Source organism: Ktedonobacterales bacterium, from assembly GCA_036557285.1.
GTDB lineage: Bacteria > Chloroflexota > Ktedonobacteria > Ktedonobacterales > DATBGS01 > DATBHW01.
On sequence record DATBHW010000032.1, the window covers coordinates 18,218 to 36,739 of the forward strand.

Sequence of the window (18,522 nt, forward strand, 5' to 3'; positions counted from 1 at the left end):
CGCCAGGATGGCGGCGGTACAGGTGGCCGCCTGGAAGGCGGCGGTACAAGTGGCGCCTGGAAGGCGGCGGGACAGGTCAGGCGAGGAGTTCGCCGCGCAGGACGGTGACGGCCTGGCCGCTGATGGCGATACGCTCGCCCTTGAGGCGCACGAGCAGTATGCCTCCACGCGCCGAAGCCTGATAGGCGCGCATGGCTGTTTTGCCCAGCCGCTGGCCCCAGAAGGGGGCGAGCGTGCAATGGGCCGAGCCGGTTACGGGGTCTTCTGGCACTCCGGCCCCTGGCGCGAAGAAGCGCGAAACAAAGTCGTACTCTGGCGAGGCGCTGCGGCAGGTGACGATGACGCCGCGCATGGGTACGCGCTCCAGCAGGGTGATGTCTGGCGCAAGGGCGCGCAGGGTGTCTTCTGAGTCTACTTCGACGAGATAATCGAATTGATTCTGGGCGACGGAGACGAGAGCGACGCCCAGCGCCTGAGCGAGATCGGCGGGCGCTTCGACTGGATGGGCGGGGGTGGCGGGGAAGTCAAGCTCGATCCAGGGGTCTTTCTGCTCAGCCGTGAGCAGACCGCTGCGCGTATAAAAGCGGGCCTGTTCCCCTGGCCGCAGATGGCCCTCTTCCCACAGGACGTGGGCGCTTGCCAGTGTGGCATGGCCGCAGAGGTCCACTTCTAGGGTTGGGGTGAACCAGCGCAGGCTGAAGCCGTCCTCCTGGCGATGCAGAAAGGCGGTTTCGGCCAGGTTCATTTCGCGGGCGACGAGCTGCATCCAGCGGTCCTCGCCTGGTTTGGGCAGGATACAGACTCCTGCCGGATTGCCCGTAAAAGCGGTGTCGGTAAAGGCATCCACCTGCGTGATCTTCTGTGCCATGCTCTGCTCACTTTTTCTAGGGCTGGTAGGGACGGACGTGGCTCTCTGGAGCGAGCGTTGCGCCGCCAGGGACGGCGGCGGTACACGCCCCTTCAGCCCCCCTTCTGCCGCCAGGGACGGCGGCGGTACACGCGGCTGGCCGCCAGGGACGGCGGCGGTACGCAGCATGCGGCCTGGGTCTCACTCGCTGGCGATCTCTACTTCGGCCTCGATCTCTACGGGAATCCGCACAGGTAGCTCGGCCAGGCCAACTGCCGAACGGGCGTGCGCGCCGACCTCTGGCCCATAGAGTTCGATGATGAGATCGGAAAAGCCGTTGATGACCGATGGCATCTGGACGAAGCCGGGGGCAGCGTTGACCATGCCGAGGGCGTGTATCCAGGCGACTACGCGGTCCAGGTCGCCCAGTTCGCGTTTGAGGGCGGCCAGAATCGCCAGCCCGGTGAGCCGGGCGGCTTGATACCCTTGCTCCAGCGTGAGATCGGCCCCGACTTTGCCCAGCGGCTCGGCCAGGGAGCCATCAGGGTTGAGTGGTCCGACGCCAGAGATATAGGCGCGCGTTCCACGCACGCGCACAGGGGCAAACGGCAGCCGCATGTTTGGCGGAGCCTTCATTGGCTCTGGAAGGATCAGACCTCGCTCCTGCAACTTTGCTTCGATGTGCATTACTTACTCCTTACTAAATGGCTTGTTCCCTGAGTATAGAAAGAGTCTAGCACCTTTCCGCTGGCTGCTCAAGTCTGCCGAGGTTGATGATTTTTGATTCGTAGAGGGGCTGGCGATTGAAATCGCGCCTGGAGGCGTCTGCGGACGCCACCAAGCCTGTCTGCACAGGCTCCCCCCGGCTGGGTAGGCGCGGCGGTGGCATGGGAGGGCGGCGTGCGCGCGGGCGCGGCGTTGAGCCGCCAGGATGGCGGCGCTACAGGTGGCCTCCCCGCCTGGGTAGGCGCGGCGGTGGCGTGGAGGGGCGGCGTGCGCGCGGGCGCGGCGTTGGGCCGCCAGGATGGCGGCGCTACAGGTGGCCTCCCCGCCCGTACTGGCGCGGCGGTGGCGTGGAGGGCGGCGTGCGCGCGGGCGCGGCGTTGGGCCGCCAAGATGGCGGCGCTACAAGCGGCCTCCCCGCCTGGGTAGGCGCGGCGGTGGCGTGGAGGGGCGGCGTGCGCGCGGGCGCAGCGTTGAGCCGCCAGGATGGCGGCGCTACAGGTGGCCTCCCCACCCGTACTGGCGCGGCGCTACAGGTGGCGGCGGGGTGGGTGGTGGGCAGGGACGGCAGCGATACAGGCGGATGGCCGCCAGGTAGGATGTTTCTCCCATTCCTTGCAGTGTTTTGGAGGAACATGTATGCTTGTGATGCGTCTATAATAAAAAGGGGTGGACTGAAAATTGCGCGTTGTATCCCTCTAGAGAATGTCTATGTAGCCTATGGGGAAATGGGACGCGCCCAAAGGGAACGGGTGATTGACGATTCAGTACCCGGCTATTGCTGAGGGGAGCATAGATATATGGCAGCCTATCATTCAGATCACCATGCCGCAGAAGGCAACGGCGCTGTCCCTGAAGATCCCACCGCTATGGCGCAGCGCTATATCGATCAAGGCAATCAGGCCATTGAAGACGATGATTATGAGGTTGCCGCTGAAGCGTTCAGCCAGGCTGTGCAGCTTGCCCCCGACGATGCTCACGCCCATTATAATCTGGCCCTGTCCCTGCAATATCAGGGTGAGACGGAGGCGGCAGCGGCAGGGTATCTGCGGGCTATTCAGCACGATCCGCATCTGGTGGAGGCGCATATTAATCTGGGCCATCTCTACGGCGAACTGGGGCAGCACGAAAGCGCGCTGGAAACCTTCCAGCGGGCCATTGAACTGCGCAGCGATGATGCTGATCTCTATGTGAGTGTTGGCGACGCTTATCGCAACCTGGGCCTGACCGATGACGCGATCCAGGCGTATCGCCAGGCGCTGATCATCGATCCGGCGCATACGCTGGCCGCCGATATGGTGGCGGTGGGGCGCGAGCGGGTCGCGCAGGAGTGGAAGCGTATCCTTGACGCTGAGCGTCAGGTTGATGCTGCGCCCGCTGATATTACGCGCTATCCAACGGCTGTCGCTGCCTATGTCGCCGCGCGGCGCTATCAAGACGCTCTTTCTGTGTGTAATCAGATGCTGGCCCTGGAGCCGGAGAATCCGCGCTGTTTTGCGGCGCTGGCCGAAGTCTACGAAGCGATGGATGATGCTCCGCAGGCCATTGAGAACTGGGGCAAGGTTGTCGAGCGGGAGCCGGAGAACGTGGAAGCCTGGGAGCATCTTGGTACGTGGCACACGGCGCAGGGGCAGGTGGAGGAGGCCGCCAATGCCTACGCGCGGGCGGTCGCGCTCGATCCATCTAATGTTGCCGCGCGCTTCAGCCTGGCCGAAGTCTATACGGATGCGGATCGTTTCGATGAGGCTGCGCTCATTTATCAGGCTGTGATTGATGAGGTGAGCAACGCGCCGGGTTCGCTGGAGATGGGCGATGATACGTTGGCCGACGCTTACGTGGGGCTGGCCGAGACGTATAACGCTGCGGGGCAGTATGAAGAGGCAGCCAAAACGGCCCGGCTGCTTTTGGAGCAATCGCCAGATGATCCGGTGGGCCTGTATCAGCTAGGCGCGGCCCTGGATGAGTTGGGGCAGCGCGATGAGGCGATTGCGGCGTATGAGGGCGCTCTGGCGGGCGATCCATTGAATGCGGATGTTATGAACGATCTGGCCGACACGTATCTTGATGCTGGCCGTGTGGAGGAGGCTATTGACATAGCTCACAATGCCGTAGCCGTTGACCCCAGGCTTGGCGCAGCCTGGGAAACGCTGGCAGAGGCTCTGCGGTCTGCTGGCCGTCTGGATGAGGCGACCAGGGCTGAACAACGCGCCAGAGAGCTTGAGGATTGAGTAGCGAGTACGGGTATATCTTGAGCAGGGCCGCCTGCTGGAGCCATTTACGGAGGCATACACATTATGTTCTGCCAGAACTGCGGGGCCGAGCTTCGTCTGGAAGAGGGTTTCTGTGCTGTCTGCGGCGCGGGTATCCCTAAACCTGCGCTGCACCAGGAGCCAGAAACCCGGCGTAACAAGGGGCAGCGCCTGAAAGCAGAGACCGAGGAGAAGAAGACGTACAACAGCGCGCAGTATTCCCATCAGGGGTCTTCGCTGCTTGATCCCACTCCGACCAGCCATGCTGCTCAGCCCGACCCCCGGCAGATACGCTCGTTCCAGGCCATTCGCCAGGCATCCAGTCAGCGTGGCAGTATGCGCAGCCTGCCCCCTGTTGCGTCGCTGGCGGTTCCGGCATCTGCGCCCCGACGGGACGCGGCTCAGGAAGAGGTGACGCCGCCGCTGCCGACGGCGTTTGCGCGGGGGCAAGATGATCTGGTTGAGGCAGAGGCGTCAGCGCCGCTGGCTGCTCCCAGCGCGCCCGCTGCCACCAACGGCCACGCGCCAACTGCGCAGGGCGACATCCGGGCGATTCTGAACGGCTATCATGCGGTGAACGCGGCTGCGCCTGGCGGTCCTGGCGCGAACGGCCACGCTGATCCTGGTTCGGCCAGCGATTCAGTCGGCGATTCTGCTGAGCAGCCGGACACGGCCAGCGTTTCGGCGAGCGGTTTGCTTCTGCCGGGTGATGTTCCTGGCCGCGTGGCGCTGAGCGCGCTCTTATGTATGTTGCTGAGTTTTGCGCTGCCCTGGGTTATTATCGGCGGCGAGCGGGCGACGCCGCTGAGCCTTGGCTGGCCGGTGCTTGTGCCGCTGGCCGTTTTGATTGCCGTCGGCCTGACGCTGGCGCTGCCGGAGCGCACGCGCTATACGCGCTTTGTCCCCGCGCTGCCGTTCGCGCTCGGCTGTTTTTCGCTGGGCAGCGCGCTGATTATCTTTCTGATCAGCAGCGCGATTGCGGCGAACAGTGTGGGTATCGCTTTCCTGGGCGTGGACATTGGCTATGTGTTGTTTGCGCTGGCGTCGCTGGTACTTGCCAGCGCGGGCTATGTCAAGCTGCTCCGCGAACTGCCGCTGCTGCTGGCGGGGCGTCTTCGTCTGGTTCCGCTGCCCGGTATGCTGGGCAATCTGACCGGCGTCCAGGCGGGGCGTCGGACCACGCCGCCAGCTACACAGCCAGCCGCAGCGCCCGACGACGCCAGTTAGGCGAGGGGGCAGGGATAGCAGGATAGGAAACTGGATGTCTGGAGCGGGCGCTCGCGCAGGCGGGCGGTGTCGCCGCCAGGGACGGCGGCGGTACAGGCAGCCACCCCACCCCGCCAGGCCGCCTGGAAGGCGGCGGTACAAGTGGCATGCGCCTTTCCCGCCAGGCTCCGCCAGTGCGGAGTGTTCTGCTAGTGCGCTGCGGCCTGGTCTATGAGTTCGTCGAGTCCGGCGTTCTGTTCGCGCTCCAGGGTGCGCTCGCTGATGCCATGCAGGTAGTCCTGGGTGGCGCGGCGGGTGCGCCGCTCCTCCAGGGAGAGCCGGATGATCTGGCGCACCTGTGGGCGCAAGTCTTCGATGGCTGCCGTGATCCAGCGGCGCGTGACGATGATGGGGGGCGCGGTTTCTGTGAGGCCCAGCAGTTCCAACCGGCTTTCAGGCTCGTCGCGCGGCGTGGCGCGCAGGAACTCGCGCAGCCGACGGCGGTTTTCTGCCCGCCGCGCATCGGCTGGCGCGGTGGGTGGACGGCTGATACGTGGTAGATGCTGGCCCATTGTCGTTTTTCCTCTCTTCAGCAAGCATAGATAGTAGAGACACTCAATAACTCCCGTCTCGATAGCGGCGCTGGGGGATGATGAGTTCGCTGGCAGCGGGAGCCGCGATAGCCGCCGCAGCCCGCACGCACAGGGCCGCCGACATGAGATAGTCATCATGGCCTTTATCAAAAGGGACAAAGAAGTTGAGCTTCTGGCCGGGCAGATGGACGCTGCGCGCCTGGCGCGCTTCATCCCAAAAGTGGCGGCTTTCCGGCGAGCCATCGTCGGCGTACATCTTGAGCCGTCCGGTATTTACTGCGGCGAGCATGTCCCAGCCGAGTTTTGATTTGCTGGAGCGGGTGAACTGAAAGCCCTCGATGAGTTTGTCGCCCAGTTCTCCTTGCAACCAGGCCGCTACGCCAGCGCCAATGCCGCTGGCGTCAATTACGATGCGGGCGCACTGCCAGAGGTCGCGCAGCAAATCGCGCAGGCGCATATACTGCTCTTGATACCCCAGGCCAACCCACTCGTGCTGTTCGACGATCTGCATGAAAACGAAGCCCGGCATCTGCTGGTCGCGCTCGACCTCGGCAATGGTGATGACGGTGGCGTCTCGCTGGGGATTCGCCAGCTTCTGGTATCCATCAAGACCTTCCTGGCCCTCGTCGGCTCCGGCTATGTCGATCCCGGCGACGTAGAGCGCGGGGCGCGCGCCAATCACGCGAGGGCTATGCAGCCGGGCATGCGCGCCGCGAAGCTGCTCTAGCTGGGCTGCTGTAAAGAGCCGATCTTTCTCGGCCACCGGCTCCAGCAGGTACTGGGTGCGGATGATGGGATGCATAAGGCCGAGTCGCTCGATCTCTGCTTCGACATACGCGCGGTAGTCGGGATTGAGCGCGGCCAGGGTGGTCCAGGGGAACTCGAAGTGCCGTCTGGTTGGCCCTACGGGGGCGCTGCGTGTCCCGGCCTGGCGCGCGGATCGCGCTTCCAGTTCCAGGTTCTGCTGCTTCTGGTGTTCCAGCAGGGTTTCGCCGGTCCAGGGAGTTCCGTAGAGGACGGTGGTGGCGTTGGAACTGGCGCACATGGGGCGAAAATCGCGCAGGTATTTTTCTTCTACGACTTCCTGGGCTTCGTCAATTTCCAGCAGGGGATGAGCGGTTGCCCCGATGACATTTGCCGCCTTGTTCGCCGAGTAGAAGGCGATCAAGGCGTGGCCGATCTCAATAATATGCCCTTCGCGCTCGCGCCATTCCAGGCCGGATGGGCTGGTGTCGCGGGCGGCGGTGAGTACTTCGCGCAGGCGGCGTTTGCTGAGCATCCCCTGTGGGCGCAGCGTTGGGCTGGCTTTGATGAGACTGACGCCCTTGTATTGCAGCAGGCGCAGCAGCCAGGCTTCGAGCTGCGCCGAGAGTTCGTTTTTGCCCATCTGGCGGGCCATCATTACCGTAAAAATCGCGCCATCGCGCCGCTCAATCGAGGCGAAAATGGCGCGCGCCACTTCCATTTGATATGCTCGCAGCGAGCGTCCGATCAGTTCGCGGCTGAACCGCTCGAAGCGTTCCACTTGCAGGGAGATTACTGGCTTATCCACTCCACACCCTCTCTCTCCCCCAGACCCTACTGGTAATCGTCCGTTTGTTCCTCCCTGGGGGTCAGGATACCCATCTTGCGGCGGCGGGCGGTTGCGCGCAGGTGTTCTACCGCTGGATGGGGCGCGTCGGTTTCGGTATAGCCTGGGCAGGGCAGGACGACGTTGAGTGCGATTTTGTTGCGGGCAAAATCGCGCACGGTGGTGCGCCCATGCCAATAGCCCAGGCGGCATTCCATGAGCCGTACCTGGCGGCCATTGAGAACGGCGACTTCGCCGCGCACTTCGCGGGCATAGACGCAATCGCGGCATGGCCCGCCGGTTGGCTTTTCGACGCGCACCAGGGCTTCGCGCTCGCGTGGGCGCGGCGACCAGCACAAGACGCTGCATTGGTCGTAGCCAATGCAGCCGGTATAGTGAGCGCCGCTGCGCATGCAGGGAAAGACGCGCCCGGCGCGCTCGGCCTGGAGATCGCGCACTTCTACTTCGCGTGGCCTGGCGCGCACGCGCAGGGGCGCGGCGATCTCCTGGGGTTGACACGAAGCGGCCTCATCCTCAAGGTCTTCCTGGGCGACATCGGCGACATCGGCGCCGGGTGGCAGGGCGGCGTCGGGCGCGTAGGGAACTGCAAGGGTGGCCCGCCCGTTCTGTATCACGATCCGTCGCGGGCGGCCCCCTGCGGGGAGCGGCCCTTGCGGGAACCCGGTTCCCGCATTCTCGCCAGCTTTGCTGGCTCGCGGGCCGCTATCTGCGGAGTTGAGGCTGTGTTGAGACCCCTTGCCTTCATCTACCAAACCATCCCCAGCCATAAGCTCCACCTCCTTTTCGGCAACAACAAGAACAAGCCTGTTCTAATATAGAACAAAAGTTCCACTTTGTCAATGGTTTAGAACGGGCAATCTGTGTGAGGGGTCACAAAGCTCAGGCTGGCGGTTAAAACCGCGCCTGGAGGCTGCGCCGCCAAGTCCGTCTACACGGACTCACCGCCCGTGTCGGCGCGGCGTCTGTACCTGTAGCGCCGCCGTCTCTGGCGGCTCGACGTTGGCCTGCCGGTACGGTGGCGTGGAAGGGCGGCGTGCGCGCGGGGGCGGCGGTGGGCCGCCAGGATGGCGGCGCTACAAGTGGGGTGGCGTGGAGGGGCGGCGTGCGCGCGGGGGCGGCGGTGGCCGCCAAGATGGCGGCGCTACAAGTGGCTGCGCGCTGGGTGTTTGTGTCCCTGGTCTGAGCAGCAGGGGAGGGGCGGTTTTAACTCCAGCAGCAGAGTTGACAAGGGTTCGCGCTTCCGCGTACTATCAGCGAGGGAGCGAGTAAGGGTGTGTCGCTCAAAGTGTTCAGGTGTACCAGGCGATCTACCAGGCGATTGCTCTCGACAGGTATTGGGTCAGGACGTACAATACGATCAGCATCGGACGCAGCAAGCACACACGTTAAGAGGAGGCTTCAGCATTCTATGGGTGACGCAGCGAACTGGACCCCGGACCGGAGCTTGTTCCCAACAGCGCCAGGCGCGCCTGCTTCAGACTCTCTGGTGATGCGGCTGCGCTGGCGGCTGATGACTCGGCCAGAACGCGCGCAGCGAGGGCGCGCCGATTTGCGCATCAATGGGGTGGTGCGGGCAGTGGATCAGCAGGCGCTGTTGGGGCGCTGGCGACCTCTGAGTGCGCCAGCGCAGCCGGTGCCGCCCTGGCGGTGGCCGGGGAGGGCGCGGGCGGAGCGCGCATCGCGCCGGGCTGCTATCAGTGAACGCTGGAGGCCGATTACCGCGCGATAGGTGGGCGCGGCCTTTCGGATGGCTGGCGGTTGATTTGGAGAAGGGATTATGAAGAGAGGCAATGCACAGGGCGCTGAGCAGAGGGGGCAGCAGGCTTCGGGGGGGATGGTAGGTTGGCTGGCAGCGCCGGTGCGCCGCGCGCTCCCCGGACCGTACCACGTTTTGCGGATGACGCGCCATAAGATCAGGGCGCGGCGGCTGAGGCGTGTGCTGCGGGTGGTGCTGGCGAAGCATGGTCTGGTGGTGCAGAGCGGCCCTTTTGCGGGCATGCGCTATACGCCGGGTGTGATTGATAGCGCGCTGGGGACGCCGCGCGCGCTGGGAAGCGCGCTGATCCCGAAGCTGCTGGGATGTTATGAAGCGGAGTTGCAGGGTGTGCTGGAGGGCGCGCTTGAAAGAGGCTACGCCGAGGTTATTGATATAGGTTCGGCTGAAGGCTATTACGCGGTTGGGCTGGCGCTGCGACTTCCTGGCGCTCGCGTGCATGCCTTTGAGGTTGATGGGCTGAGGCGCAGGCTCTGCGCGGAGATGGCGCGGGCGAATGGGGTGGCTGAGCGGGTGGTGATGGCGGGGGCGTGCGATGGGGCGGCGCTGGCGGCGCTGGCAAGCGGCCACCCGCTGGTGGTCTGCGATTGCGAGGGGTATGAACTGGACCTGCTCCAGCCGGATGTGATCCCCGGTCTGAGGGGATGCGATCTGCTGGTGGAACTGCACGATTCGGCCAATCCGATCATTTCAGAGACGATTCTAGCGCGGTTTGCGCCAAGCCACGATCTGACGCTGATTCAGAGCGCGGAGATGCATCCGGCGGATTATCCGGCGCTGCTTTCGCTGGGGGCGGATGATCAGCGTTTTGCGCTGAGCGAAGAACGCCCGCCGGGGATGCAGTGGGTGTTTATGCAGGCGAAAAGGGCTGGCAGTTGATGAAGACGTTGGCTGGCGGGTGTGTGATCTGAGGGGGAGGCGCGCTCGCGCGCAACGGTGAGCCGCCTGGAAGGCGGCGCTACAGGTGGCTGCGCCTGGGAGGGATGGCGGTAGGGGTGGTGGCGTTTATGGTGAGCCGCTGGTCTGTTTCTGCGCGCTTGCCAGGACGATGCCTCCGGCGAGGACGGCGCCGCCCAGCCAGAAGGCGGGCGAGAGGGTTTCGTGGAGGAAGAGGGCGCTGAGCAGCCCACCCACGAGGGGCTGGGCGAAGAAGAAGACGGCGGCTACGGCGGCGTCGAGGCGTTCTACGCCTTTGTACCAGAGGAACCAGGCCAGGGCCGTTGCGCCCCAACCGAGGTAGAGGACGGCCAGCACGAGCGAGGGGGTGATGAGGCCGAAGGGGCGCTGCGCCAGCTCGAAGGGGACGAAGGGCGCGAGCAGGAGGATGCTCCAGAGGGTGGCGTAGGCGCTGGCGACGAGGGCCGAGCGCCGCCGCACTATTGGCGCGCCCAGGACGGTGAACAGCGCCCAGCAGAGCGCGGAGATGAGCAGCAGGGCATCGCCCAGCAGCGAGGCGCTGGATGAGGCGCTGCCGCGCGCGCCGACGTTGGAGGCGACGACGATGACGACGCCGATCAGGGCCAGGCCAGTGCCTGCCACGACGCGCCAGCCGGGGCGTTCGCCCAGCAGCGCCCAGGCGATGGGGACGACGAAGACGGGGGTGATCGTTGTGAGGAGCGCGCCGTCGTGGGCGCTGGCGAGGGCTGTCCCCCAGAACTGGGTGATGATGGTGGCTGCGAGCGTGGCCCCCAGGAGCAGAAAGCGCCACTGGTCTGCGGGCGCGCTGGCGCGCCGGACGACGCCAGCGGTCTGTGGGGCGCGCGGGACGGTCAGGCGGAGGGCGAGCCAGAGGGTCAGCCCGCCGATGATGACGCGCAGCAGGCCGAGGGTGATGGGTGGGATGGCGTCGAAGCTGGCTCGGCTGACGACGTACATGCCGCCCCATAAGCACGCGGCCAGCAGGGGGGCCAGCCCCACCAGGCCGACGCGGCGCGCTGGTTTTGTGGGGCTGGCCGGGATGGGTGTCTGTGCGGGGTGTTCGCGGGCAGTTTCCATCAGCTTGTCTTTGGCGAGGAGTTCAGCCCTTGCCGAATGCCGAAAGAGAAGAGAATCAGGCCAAGGATGACCAGCCCCAGGGCAAGGCCATAGTACATATTGGAGGGCGCCAGCCCTTTGAGGCGCAGGAAGAACCAGAGGGAGACGGCAATGCCCAGGCAGATCAATCCCAAGGCTCCTAGTTTTGAGACGGAGCCGCGACTAAACTGCCATCTGCCAAAGAAGGGCCAGATGATCTGCGGCCAGCGCAGATAGAGTAATCCGAGGACGATCAATAGCCCTCCCTGCAAGACTCCCAACCAGATGATGGAGCTATAGGGGATGGCTCTGGTGAGCAGGTAGATGCTGAAGGTCAGGAGCAGGAGCAGTTGAAGCCCCATGAATAGACTTGCCAGGATGAGAGATAAACGCTTGATCCAGAGGGGGTGCTCTGGCTTGTCTGCTGGCATCATCTGAGTGCTGGCCTCCTCTCAGGAAGGGGTAGATGTCGGGTGGCGGCTCGAAAAAGTGGGGCAGTGCGCCTGATTTATCTGACCCTCTCTATCATACTATACAAAAAAGACCCTGCCAATCGCCCTTTTTTTTATTCAATTTGGCTGTCAACTTTTGACGCAGGTTGTGCTATAATCGAGCGCATCAATAGAACTTGACTTCTTGCTTGGGCAAATCTTGTCAACCCTGCCAGGGAGGGTGAAAGCTCATGGAGGGCTTTGAGGCGCTTATCGGGAAAAAGGTGGGGGGGTACCGCCTGGAGAAGCTGCTGGGGTATGGTGGCATGGGCGCGGTCTATCTTTCAGCGCACGAACAATTGAATCGGACGGTGGCGGTTAAAGTGCTGCGGCCTTCGCTGCTGGATGGCCCGCCGCGCCTTTCGTTTCTGGATCGCTTTCGAGACGAGGCGCGGCTGGTGGCGATGCTGAATCATCCGAATATTTTACCCGTCTACGATTTTGGGATTGAGAAAGGGATCGCGTATCTGGTGATGCGGTACGCGGCTGGTGGTTCGCTGGATGCGCGGCTTGATCCGGCCAGAGGTGGGGGTGGGCTGCCTCTTCAGAAGGCGGCGAATTATCTGGGGCAGGCGGCTACGGCGCTGGATTACGCGCACAGCAAGGGTATTATTCATCGGGATGTGAAGCCGCAAAATCTGTTATTGGAGGGGGGGCGGCTGCTGCTGAGCGATTTTGGGCTGGCGAGGATGACGGGTAATCTGGACAAGCGAGGCCCGACCTCTGCGCCAACGGTTTCTTTCAATGGGGCGACGGTGCGCGGTACCCCATGTTATCTCGCGCCGGAGCAAGGGAACAGCAATATGGTGGACTGGCGCGCCGATATTTATTCGCTGGGGGTGACGCTGTACGAGATGCTGACGGGTGAAGTGCCGTTTCAGGATTCTGGCGGTGGGTCGTGGTCGGTGATCTTGAAGCATATGTTGGAACTGCCACCGCCGCTGGTGGGCCAGCGGGTTGATCTGACGAGGGAGATTGAGGCGGTGGTGATGAAGGCGCTGGCAAAGGAGCCGAAGGAACGCTATCGCAGCGCGGGGGAGTTTGCGGTGGCCTTTCGCCGATCTATTAGCCGGGCGCGCATCCTGGCGCTGCCTGCGAAGTCGGCTGGCGTTCCTCAATTGCCCGCTCCAGAGCGGGCTATTGATGATAGCCCGACGATTGAACCCAGGCGCATTTGTCCGGTCTGCGGTACTATCAACCGCCCCACTGCGAAGTTTTGTATGAAGGATGGCACGAAGCTGTCGCTGCTGGATATAGTGGATGGGAAAAGAGTTGCTGCGAACGGGGGGCGCCAGGAGGGGCCGGGGGAGATGAAGCAGAGGGAGATGAAAGAGGAATATATCCTGGCGTGTCCGACGTGTGGGCATGTGAACCGTCCGGGGTCGCGGTTTTGTGTGCAGGATGGGACGCTGCTCTACAAAAAGGTTTTCTGAAAAGGGTATGCTGAAGCTGGCCGTTGTGTGTCGGGCCTGAAAGGGCTGAGACGCTTCTCTCGCTGCTGGCGCGATTCGTGCAGGCTCAGAACACTGCCACGAGGTAGGCAGAGGTAGACTCACACGAGAGGAGCAGACTGATGGCACAGGCGAACGAAACTGGAGGCGGTCTGGCGCGATTTACGCTTCGCACGATTGCTCTGATCATTGGAATTGTTGGGACAGTCCTCGCTTTGATTATCAACATCTTGTATTCGTTGTTTCATGTCCTGGGGACGGTGGCGGGATTTAACCCCGATCAGTCGCACTTCTTCTGGGGGTTGCTGGTGGTGCTGGTGGCGTTGTGCGGCTCGTTGTTGGCTCCGGTTCTGCCTATTCTGGCGGCGGTGATGCTGCTGGCGTCGGGCATTGCGTTTTTCTTTATTGTTGGCTGGTGGGCTATCATTGCCTCGGTGTTCCTCTTCGTTGCTGCTATTCTGACGTTCAGCAACCGCAGAGTAAGGGTACCTGGGGTGGCGTGAAACGTTACCGACACAGCCCAGGGGCTGGCGATCATAATTGCCAGCCCCTGGGCTGTGTCGAGTACCAGGCGCTATAACCGGGCCAGGCATGGTATAGCTGAAGGCCAGCACTGGGCGCAGAGCTGGCCTTCTTTGTTGGGATCGGCGGTTAGTCTACGCTGATGTCGAAGATTTCGCGGGCTGGGGGGGCGGTGAGCATGGGGGCGATCTTGGCAATCTGTTCCTGGTAATAGCCGCTGGCCTCGCCCGCTTCCAGGTCTTCCTTGCTTTGCCAGCGTGTTACTGAAACGCCTTTGCCGGTGACGGGGTTGGTGAACAGCCTGGCCCCCATGAACCCCTTTTGCTGCCTGGCGGCTGGCACAATAGAGTCACGATAGATGGCGATCAACTCTTCGAGCTTGTCAACGTTTGCCTCGACGGTGACGATTCGCGCGTACAAGGCTGCGCTCCTTTCCTGGCTGCGACTCTTGTGTACAGGTTCCGGCCTTACAAGTTTCCTCATTCCAGTATAGCTTGCCCTGTCTACTGGCTGGCGCGGGAGAAGCCCCCGCCCAGGCGGGCAGGCGGTTAAAACCGCGCCTTGAGGCTGCGCCGCCAAGCCTGCCGACGCAGGCTCCCCCCACCCGCGTCGGCGCGGCGTCTGTACCTGTAGCGCCGCCTTCCAGGCGGCCAACGTTGGCCGCCAGGATGGCGGCGCTACAAGTGGCCTCCCCGCCCAGTAAGCACGGCGCTGGCGTGGAAGGGGGAGCGGGCGCGCTGGCGCGGCGGTGGGCCGCCAGGATGGCGGCGCTACAAGTGGGGTGGCGTGGAAGGGGGCGGTACAGGTGGCCGCCAGGGAGGGCGGCAGCACGCAGGCGCTAATTCAGTGGGATTTGGTATAATTTGTACAGATACCACCTGATGTGGGCGCATACAGGGCTGTGCGCCCTTTTTCCTCTGGAGCATGCGAACGAGCATGCGCTGGCAGGCGAGGAGGCTGAGGATGGCAGAAGGCGAACAAGATTTCGCGGCGCCTGTAGACGCTGCGCGAGTATGGGAAGAAGGCGCTGTGCCAGAAGGTGCGCCAGCGACGGCTGATGCTGCGTTGGCTTCTGCGCAGGCTGCGCCGAAGAAGCCCCGGCGCAAACGGTCGTGGGGCATGTGGCCGTCGCGTGTGGCGCTGGCGCTGCTGTTTCTGATCGGTTTTTTCGTTTCGATGACGCCGGATGGGCGTGTGCTGGTGCGCGGCGCTCTGCTGCTTTCGAGCGCGCTGACGGCTACGCAGCCAGGGCCGCTGGTGGAGGCGGGCGAGCCGATTTCGCATACGCAGCCTGTTCTGCCTGCGCAGACGGGGCAGATTTTTCTGGATGTTTACGTGCCGGTTGGCAAGCCACCGCCTATCCCCGGCAGCCGCGAGGCGGTCATCCTGATTACGGGCGTGGGGGATAACCGCACCGATCCGCAGCTTCTCAATCTTTCGGAGTCGCTGGCGCGGCTGGGCGTGGTGGTGGTGAATATGACGACGACGCAGCTGCTCAATGTGGTGATCGATCCTGCGGATAAAGAGTCGGTGATTCAGGTGTTCAATTATGCGGCGCATCTGCCGGGGGTGAATCCGCGAGACATCGGCATTGTGGGCTTCAGCGGCGGGGCTGCGCTGGCGTGCCTGGCCGCCGCCGATCCGCGCCTTCAAGATCGGTTGGCTTTTATCGCTACGTTTGGGGCGTTTTATAACGCGGCTGATCTGCTGCGCGACTTTGGGCGGCGCTCGGTGACGGCGGATGGAGTGGTCACGCCGTTTCATCCGGGGGCGCTGCCCATCCAGGCGCTGGCAAATATGGTGGGCGGCACGCTGCCGCCGGACGAGGGGCAGCTTTTCATCAATGGCCTGACACCAGGGGGTACGCCGCTGGCCGACCCGGATACGCAGCTTACTACGCCAGGGGCGGCGGCAGCCTATCACTTGATCGCGGGCGATGAGCCTGATCCGGCGCAGGTGGAGCGGAATATGGCGGCGCTTTCGCCAGCGGTGAAGCAGTTATTCGATGAGCTTTCGCCCAGCGAGGTGATTGCGCAGATTCGCTGCCCGATTTATCTGCTGCACGATCACGCCGATCCCTACGTTCCCTTCACTGAATCGCGGAACTTCGACGCGGCGCTGACCCGCCTGGGGCATCCGCACGAGTACGCTGAGTTCGGCATTTTCCACCATACGGAGATTAGCTCTGGCTTTGGTCTTGGGCCGCTGCTGGGTGATGGAAGTAAGCTCTATCGCATTCTGGACGGCGTTTTGAGCGCCAGCGCATAAAGGGGAAGGGGGCGCTGCGATGTTTCTGCTTTCGTTGGTCTGGCTGGCGCTGGGCGTGATCGTGGGGGCGCTGGCGCTGGCTGCGCGGATGCGCCCGGCCCTGTGGGGGCGTTGGGGCTGGCTGCTGGTGTTGGCGCTGGGCGCGCTGGCGGGGCTGCTGGGCGGCTGGGTGGGTACGCTGCTGCTCAGTAAGCTGTTTGGGACGCCAACCGCGCTGTGGGTTGCTGTTCTGGCGGTCTTTCTGGCCTGGCTGGTAGATCGGCTGCGCTCGCGCGCGCGGGCCAGGAGGCAGGCGAAGCTTTGAGGACGGCTCAACGGCTAGCCGCCTGGAAGGCGGCGCTATAAGTGGGCGCGGCGGTGCGCTGCCAGGGACGGCGGTACAGGCAATCACGCTTCAATAGGACAGGGTATTAGATGCGATCCAGCGCCGCCAGCGCCTCCTCTTTGGTGACTGTTTTGTGTGGCATGGGTTGGACCTGCTCATCAAATGCCCTGGCCCACGCGGGCAACCTCATCATCGACTGGTCCGCAGAATGAGGAAGAAAAACGCACGGAACTGCAATGAAGACTGGATGGCCCAGGATACCAGCCAGATAGCGGGCCAGCGGCGTATCATCATGCTCCTGTAGGGCCTTCAGCAAGCCTGTCCCACTCGCTCCCCAAAACCCCTCAAAGACATCTGCGCGTCCGGTCCCAACCAGCGGCCCCTCTTGCTGATCCAGCCACTGGCGAAAGGCTTCCCGATCAATCGAGAGATCTTCAACAGATCGGCTGGGGTTCCTCCGAGGTAGCTGAGGTAGCTGAGAGAGGTCGGTTTTCTGCGTTTCGCGGACCTCAATGCTGTTGGCCTCCAGTTCCGCCTGAAAGCGCGTGCGAATCTGGACCAGGAGGTCATCCAGCGAGAGAGGCGCGATATGTGGCTCAGCAATCAACATAGGCGCTCTCGTCACCCCCATGATGATCCAGAGAGGAAAGGTACGCACTAACGTGCGCACGCGCGTCATCTTGTGGCGCATCAAGAACGCTTCAGGGTCTTTGGGGATAATTGCCAGAAGCCGATGGGTAGGGCTGGTTTTTAGAAACCGATGCTTCCTGGGTGCTGGCGGGAAGGTCATTTCAAGCACATACATGGCCGCTATCTCCGGCCAGGTGATCTCCATCCGCCACTTGAAAAAAAGGAATCCTGGGGGGTGGGAAATAATTCCCCGGTCATTCACCAGCACCAGAGGAATGGGAACCAGCAATCGAAAGAGATATAGCCCCTTGAGCAGTCCCCATTTGTTGGGATAGAGCGCGATGGTCCGGTCTGTTGCATCGGCGTGCATAAAGACCTCCCCTGGCAAAAGCAGCCCTTCTCAACCAGCATACGAGCTGGAAATGAAAAAGTCAAAGGGCTTTTTCCCCAGCGATTGCGCGCGGGCATGTGGTGATATAGAATAGGCAGGCATCACAAGGTTTGGAGGCTGAGTGAAAGGTTTGCCCTCTTTTTTGCGCGTAGTCGGTTGGGCGACGCTGCTGTGTGTCGGCGTGGGCGCGCTGACGCTGCAAGTGATCGGGGCGAGCCAGGGAGTGACTGATTTCTGCCAGGATTATTTTGCGGCGCGGTATGTGCTGCGCGGAGCGTCGCCCTATCTGGCGCTGCTGACGGGGAATGGCGAGGCGCTTTGTCCGGGGCTTGGATTCTACGATTCGCATCCGCCCTTCGTGGTACTCTTGTTTTTGCCGTCTGGCCTGGTTTCCCAGGCGCTGGCCGCAACTGTTTGGGGGCTGGTTTCTCTGACCGCCTATCTCGTCAGCGGCCTGCTGCTTCTGCGGGAGTTGGGCTGGCGCTTGCTGCGCGGCATGGCGCTTTTCACGCTGGGCAGCCTCCTGTGGACGCCCTCGCTTCTGGCGATAGGCTCGCATAACCTTGGGCAAGCGGTGACGGCGCTGCTGGTGGGTGCCTGGGCGCTGGAGCGCAGGCAGCGACCGGGGTGGGCGGGGGCGCTGATCGGCGCGGCGGGGCTGATCAAACTGTGGCCGCTGGCGCTGCTGGCGAACGCGCTGATCTGGCGCAAGTGGCGGGTTGCGCTGGGCGGGACAGTGACGCTGCTGGGAGGGCTGGCGCTGGGGCTGCTGGCGCTGGGTCCAGCGGCTTATGCTGTCTATCTGGGGCCGGTACAGGCAGCCGAACGTTTTGGGGTGCCAGCGTACTCCAATACGTCGTTGGTGGGCGATGTGGCCCGGCTCTTTATCGGCTATCCGGCGGATCCGCCGATGCCGCCGCTGATGCAGGGGTTGAGTGTGCCGCAGGCGGTGCTGCTTGGAGAGGGCATTGGCGGGCTGCTGCTGGCGGCAACCCTGCTCTTTCTCTGGCGGCTCAGTGGGCGGGTCAAGCCGGAGGTGGGCGAACTGCTGTCGCTGGGTTTGCTGGTGACGGTGCTGCTCGTCGTGTTCCCGCTTACGTGGTACTGGGGGCTGGTGACGCTGATCTTGCCCGCAGCTACGGTGTGGCTGGCGCTGCGGCAGCTTGCCAGGCCGCCGCGCTGGTGGTGGGGGCTGCTGGCGCTGAGCCTGGTCCCGCTGCTGATCCCCAGTGGTATTGTGGCTGCGCTGCCTGGGCGGCTGCTTGAATACGGGGGCGCGGGACTGGCCGGGGTGGCAAATGCGCTGACCTGGCTGCCAACGTGGGCGCTGCTGCTGTTTGCAGGATTGCAGGCGCAGCTTCTCTGGTGGGCCAGGATACCAGTGGAGCATTGCTCGCCAGAGAGCAGCGCGGTCGTCGAAGCAACTCATCCTATCGGCGAATGAATTC

Annotated in this window: 21 protein-coding genes; 11 read left to right on the forward strand and 10 right to left on the reverse strand. The window is 63.4% G+C overall.

The features are described 5' to 3' along the window. Window positions 1-76 precede the first annotated feature (76 nt). Both VH599_09225 and VH599_09230 read right to left on the reverse strand, forming a co-directional pair. Window positions 77-1,036 carry a PhzF family phenazine biosynthesis protein gene (locus VH599_09225; GenBank protein HEY7348480.1) on the reverse strand — a complete coding sequence of 320 codons (960 nt, stop codon included), beginning with the start codon at window positions 1,034-1,036 and terminating at the stop codon, window positions 77-79. A gap of 12 nt (window positions 1,037-1,048) precedes the next feature. Continuing rightward, on the reverse strand, window positions 1,049-1,534 hold the full coding sequence (locus VH599_09230) for a RidA family protein (protein HEY7348481.1): 486 nt from the start codon (window positions 1,532-1,534) through the stop codon (window positions 1,049-1,051). A gap of 195 nt (window positions 1,535-1,729) precedes the next feature. Here VH599_09230 and VH599_09235 point away from each other — a divergent pair, with 195 nt between their 5' ends. From VH599_09235 to VH599_09245, 3 genes are all read left to right on the forward strand, one after another. Then, a complete protein-coding gene (locus VH599_09235) occupies window positions 1,730-1,999 on the forward strand; it encodes a hypothetical protein (GenBank protein HEY7348482.1) in 270 nt (89 codons plus the stop codon). A 371-nt stretch (window positions 2,000-2,370) separates the two neighbouring features. Further along, entirely contained in the window at window positions 2,371-3,798 is a 1,428-nt protein-coding gene (locus tag VH599_09240) for a tetratricopeptide repeat protein (GenBank protein HEY7348483.1), read from the forward strand. A gap of 66 nt (window positions 3,799-3,864) precedes the next feature. Then, window positions 3,865-5,046 (forward strand): zinc ribbon domain-containing protein, encoded by a 1,182-nt coding sequence (locus tag VH599_09245; protein HEY7348484.1) that lies wholly within the window; start codon window positions 3,865-3,867, stop codon window positions 5,044-5,046. Here the strand turns inward: VH599_09245 and VH599_09250 are convergent. The 4 genes from VH599_09250 to VH599_09265 are packed head-to-tail and all read right to left on the reverse strand — an operon-like array spanning window position 5,009 to window position 7,976. Next, a complete protein-coding gene (locus VH599_09250) occupies window positions 5,009-5,194 on the reverse strand; it encodes a hypothetical protein (GenBank protein HEY7348485.1) in 186 nt (61 codons plus the stop codon). The two genes, VH599_09245 and VH599_09250, sit on opposite strands and share 38 nt — an antisense overlap. Window positions 5,195-5,234: 40 nt before the next feature. Further along, window positions 5,235-5,597, reverse strand: a complete 363-nt coding sequence (locus VH599_09255) for a hypothetical protein (protein HEY7348486.1) — start codon at window positions 5,595-5,597, stop codon at window positions 5,235-5,237. A gap of 43 nt (window positions 5,598-5,640) precedes the next feature. Then, the gene (locus VH599_09260; protein HEY7348487.1) at window positions 5,641-7,170 is read right to left on the reverse strand and encodes a hypothetical protein; all 1,530 of its coding nucleotides are present in this window, start codon (window positions 7,168-7,170) and stop codon (window positions 5,641-5,643) included. 26 nt (window positions 7,171-7,196) lie between these two features. After that, window positions 7,197-7,976, reverse strand: a complete 780-nt coding sequence (locus tag VH599_09265; protein HEY7348488.1) for a hypothetical protein — start codon at window positions 7,974-7,976, stop codon at window positions 7,197-7,199. A gap of 266 nt (window positions 7,977-8,242) precedes the next feature. On the opposite strand from VH599_09265, the gene VH599_09270 reads away from it, so the two are divergent. From VH599_09270 to VH599_09280, 3 genes are all read left to right on the forward strand, one after another. Further along, window positions 8,243-8,392, forward strand: coding sequence for a hypothetical protein (locus VH599_09270; GenBank protein HEY7348489.1), 150 nt, complete (start codon window positions 8,243-8,245; stop codon window positions 8,390-8,392). 225 nt (window positions 8,393-8,617) lie between these two features. Further along, on the forward strand, window positions 8,618-8,938 hold the full coding sequence (locus VH599_09275) for a hypothetical protein (protein ID HEY7348490.1): 321 nt from the start codon (window positions 8,618-8,620) through the stop codon (window positions 8,936-8,938). A 48-nt stretch (window positions 8,939-8,986) separates the two neighbouring features. Then, window positions 8,987-9,862 (forward strand): hypothetical protein, encoded by an 876-nt coding sequence (locus tag VH599_09280; GenBank protein ID HEY7348491.1) that lies wholly within the window; start codon window positions 8,987-8,989, stop codon window positions 9,860-9,862. A gap of 126 nt (window positions 9,863-9,988) precedes the next feature. Here VH599_09280 and VH599_09285 read toward each other — a convergent pair whose 3' ends face one another. Further along, complete coding sequence (locus VH599_09285; GenBank protein ID HEY7348492.1) at window positions 9,989-10,978, reverse strand: EamA family transporter; 990 nt, start codon at window positions 10,976-10,978, stop codon at window positions 9,989-9,991. Beyond that, window positions 10,978-11,430, reverse strand: a complete 453-nt coding sequence (locus VH599_09290; protein HEY7348493.1) for a hypothetical protein — start codon at window positions 11,428-11,430, stop codon at window positions 10,978-10,980. The genes VH599_09285 and VH599_09290 overlap by 1 nt, the downstream gene beginning before the upstream one ends. 248 nt (window positions 11,431-11,678) lie before the next feature. Here VH599_09290 and VH599_09295 point away from each other — a divergent pair, with 248 nt between their 5' ends. Then, window positions 11,679-12,920: a serine/threonine-protein kinase gene (locus tag VH599_09295; GenBank protein ID HEY7348494.1), complete on the forward strand. Its 1,242-nt coding sequence runs from the start codon at window positions 11,679-11,681 to the stop codon at window positions 12,918-12,920. Between the two features lie 140 nt (window positions 12,921-13,060). After that, window positions 13,061-13,441 carry a hypothetical protein gene (locus VH599_09300; protein HEY7348495.1) on the forward strand — a complete coding sequence of 127 codons (381 nt, stop codon included), beginning with the start codon at window positions 13,061-13,063 and terminating at the stop codon, window positions 13,439-13,441. A 148-nt stretch (window positions 13,442-13,589) separates the two neighbouring features. Here the strand turns inward: VH599_09300 and VH599_09305 are convergent, their stop codons facing one another. Next, window positions 13,590-13,880, reverse strand: coding sequence for an antibiotic biosynthesis monooxygenase (locus VH599_09305; GenBank protein HEY7348496.1), 291 nt, complete (start codon window positions 13,878-13,880; stop codon window positions 13,590-13,592). 543 nt (window positions 13,881-14,423) lie between these two features. Here VH599_09305 and VH599_09310 point away from each other — a divergent pair. Together VH599_09310 and VH599_09315 are read left to right on the forward strand one after the other, a co-directional pair. Next, the gene (locus tag VH599_09310) at window positions 14,424-15,728 is read left to right on the forward strand and encodes a hypothetical protein (protein ID HEY7348497.1); all 1,305 of its coding nucleotides are present in this window, start codon (window positions 14,424-14,426) and stop codon (window positions 15,726-15,728) included. Between the two features lie 19 nt (window positions 15,729-15,747). Further along, window positions 15,748-16,032, forward strand: coding sequence for a hypothetical protein (locus VH599_09315; GenBank protein HEY7348498.1), 285 nt, complete (start codon window positions 15,748-15,750; stop codon window positions 16,030-16,032). A gap of 106 nt (window positions 16,033-16,138) precedes the next feature. Here the strand turns inward: VH599_09315 and VH599_09320 are convergent, their stop codons facing one another. After that, a complete protein-coding gene (locus VH599_09320; GenBank protein ID HEY7348499.1) occupies window positions 16,139-17,053 on the reverse strand; it encodes a hypothetical protein in 915 nt (304 codons plus the stop codon). A 142-nt stretch (window positions 17,054-17,195) separates the two neighbouring features. Here VH599_09320 and VH599_09325 point away from each other — a divergent pair, with 142 nt between their 5' ends. Further along, window positions 17,196-18,518, forward strand: a complete 1,323-nt coding sequence (locus tag VH599_09325; GenBank protein HEY7348500.1) for a glycosyltransferase family 87 protein — start codon at window positions 17,196-17,198, stop codon at window positions 18,516-18,518. Window positions 18,519-18,522: the final 4 nt, after the last annotated feature.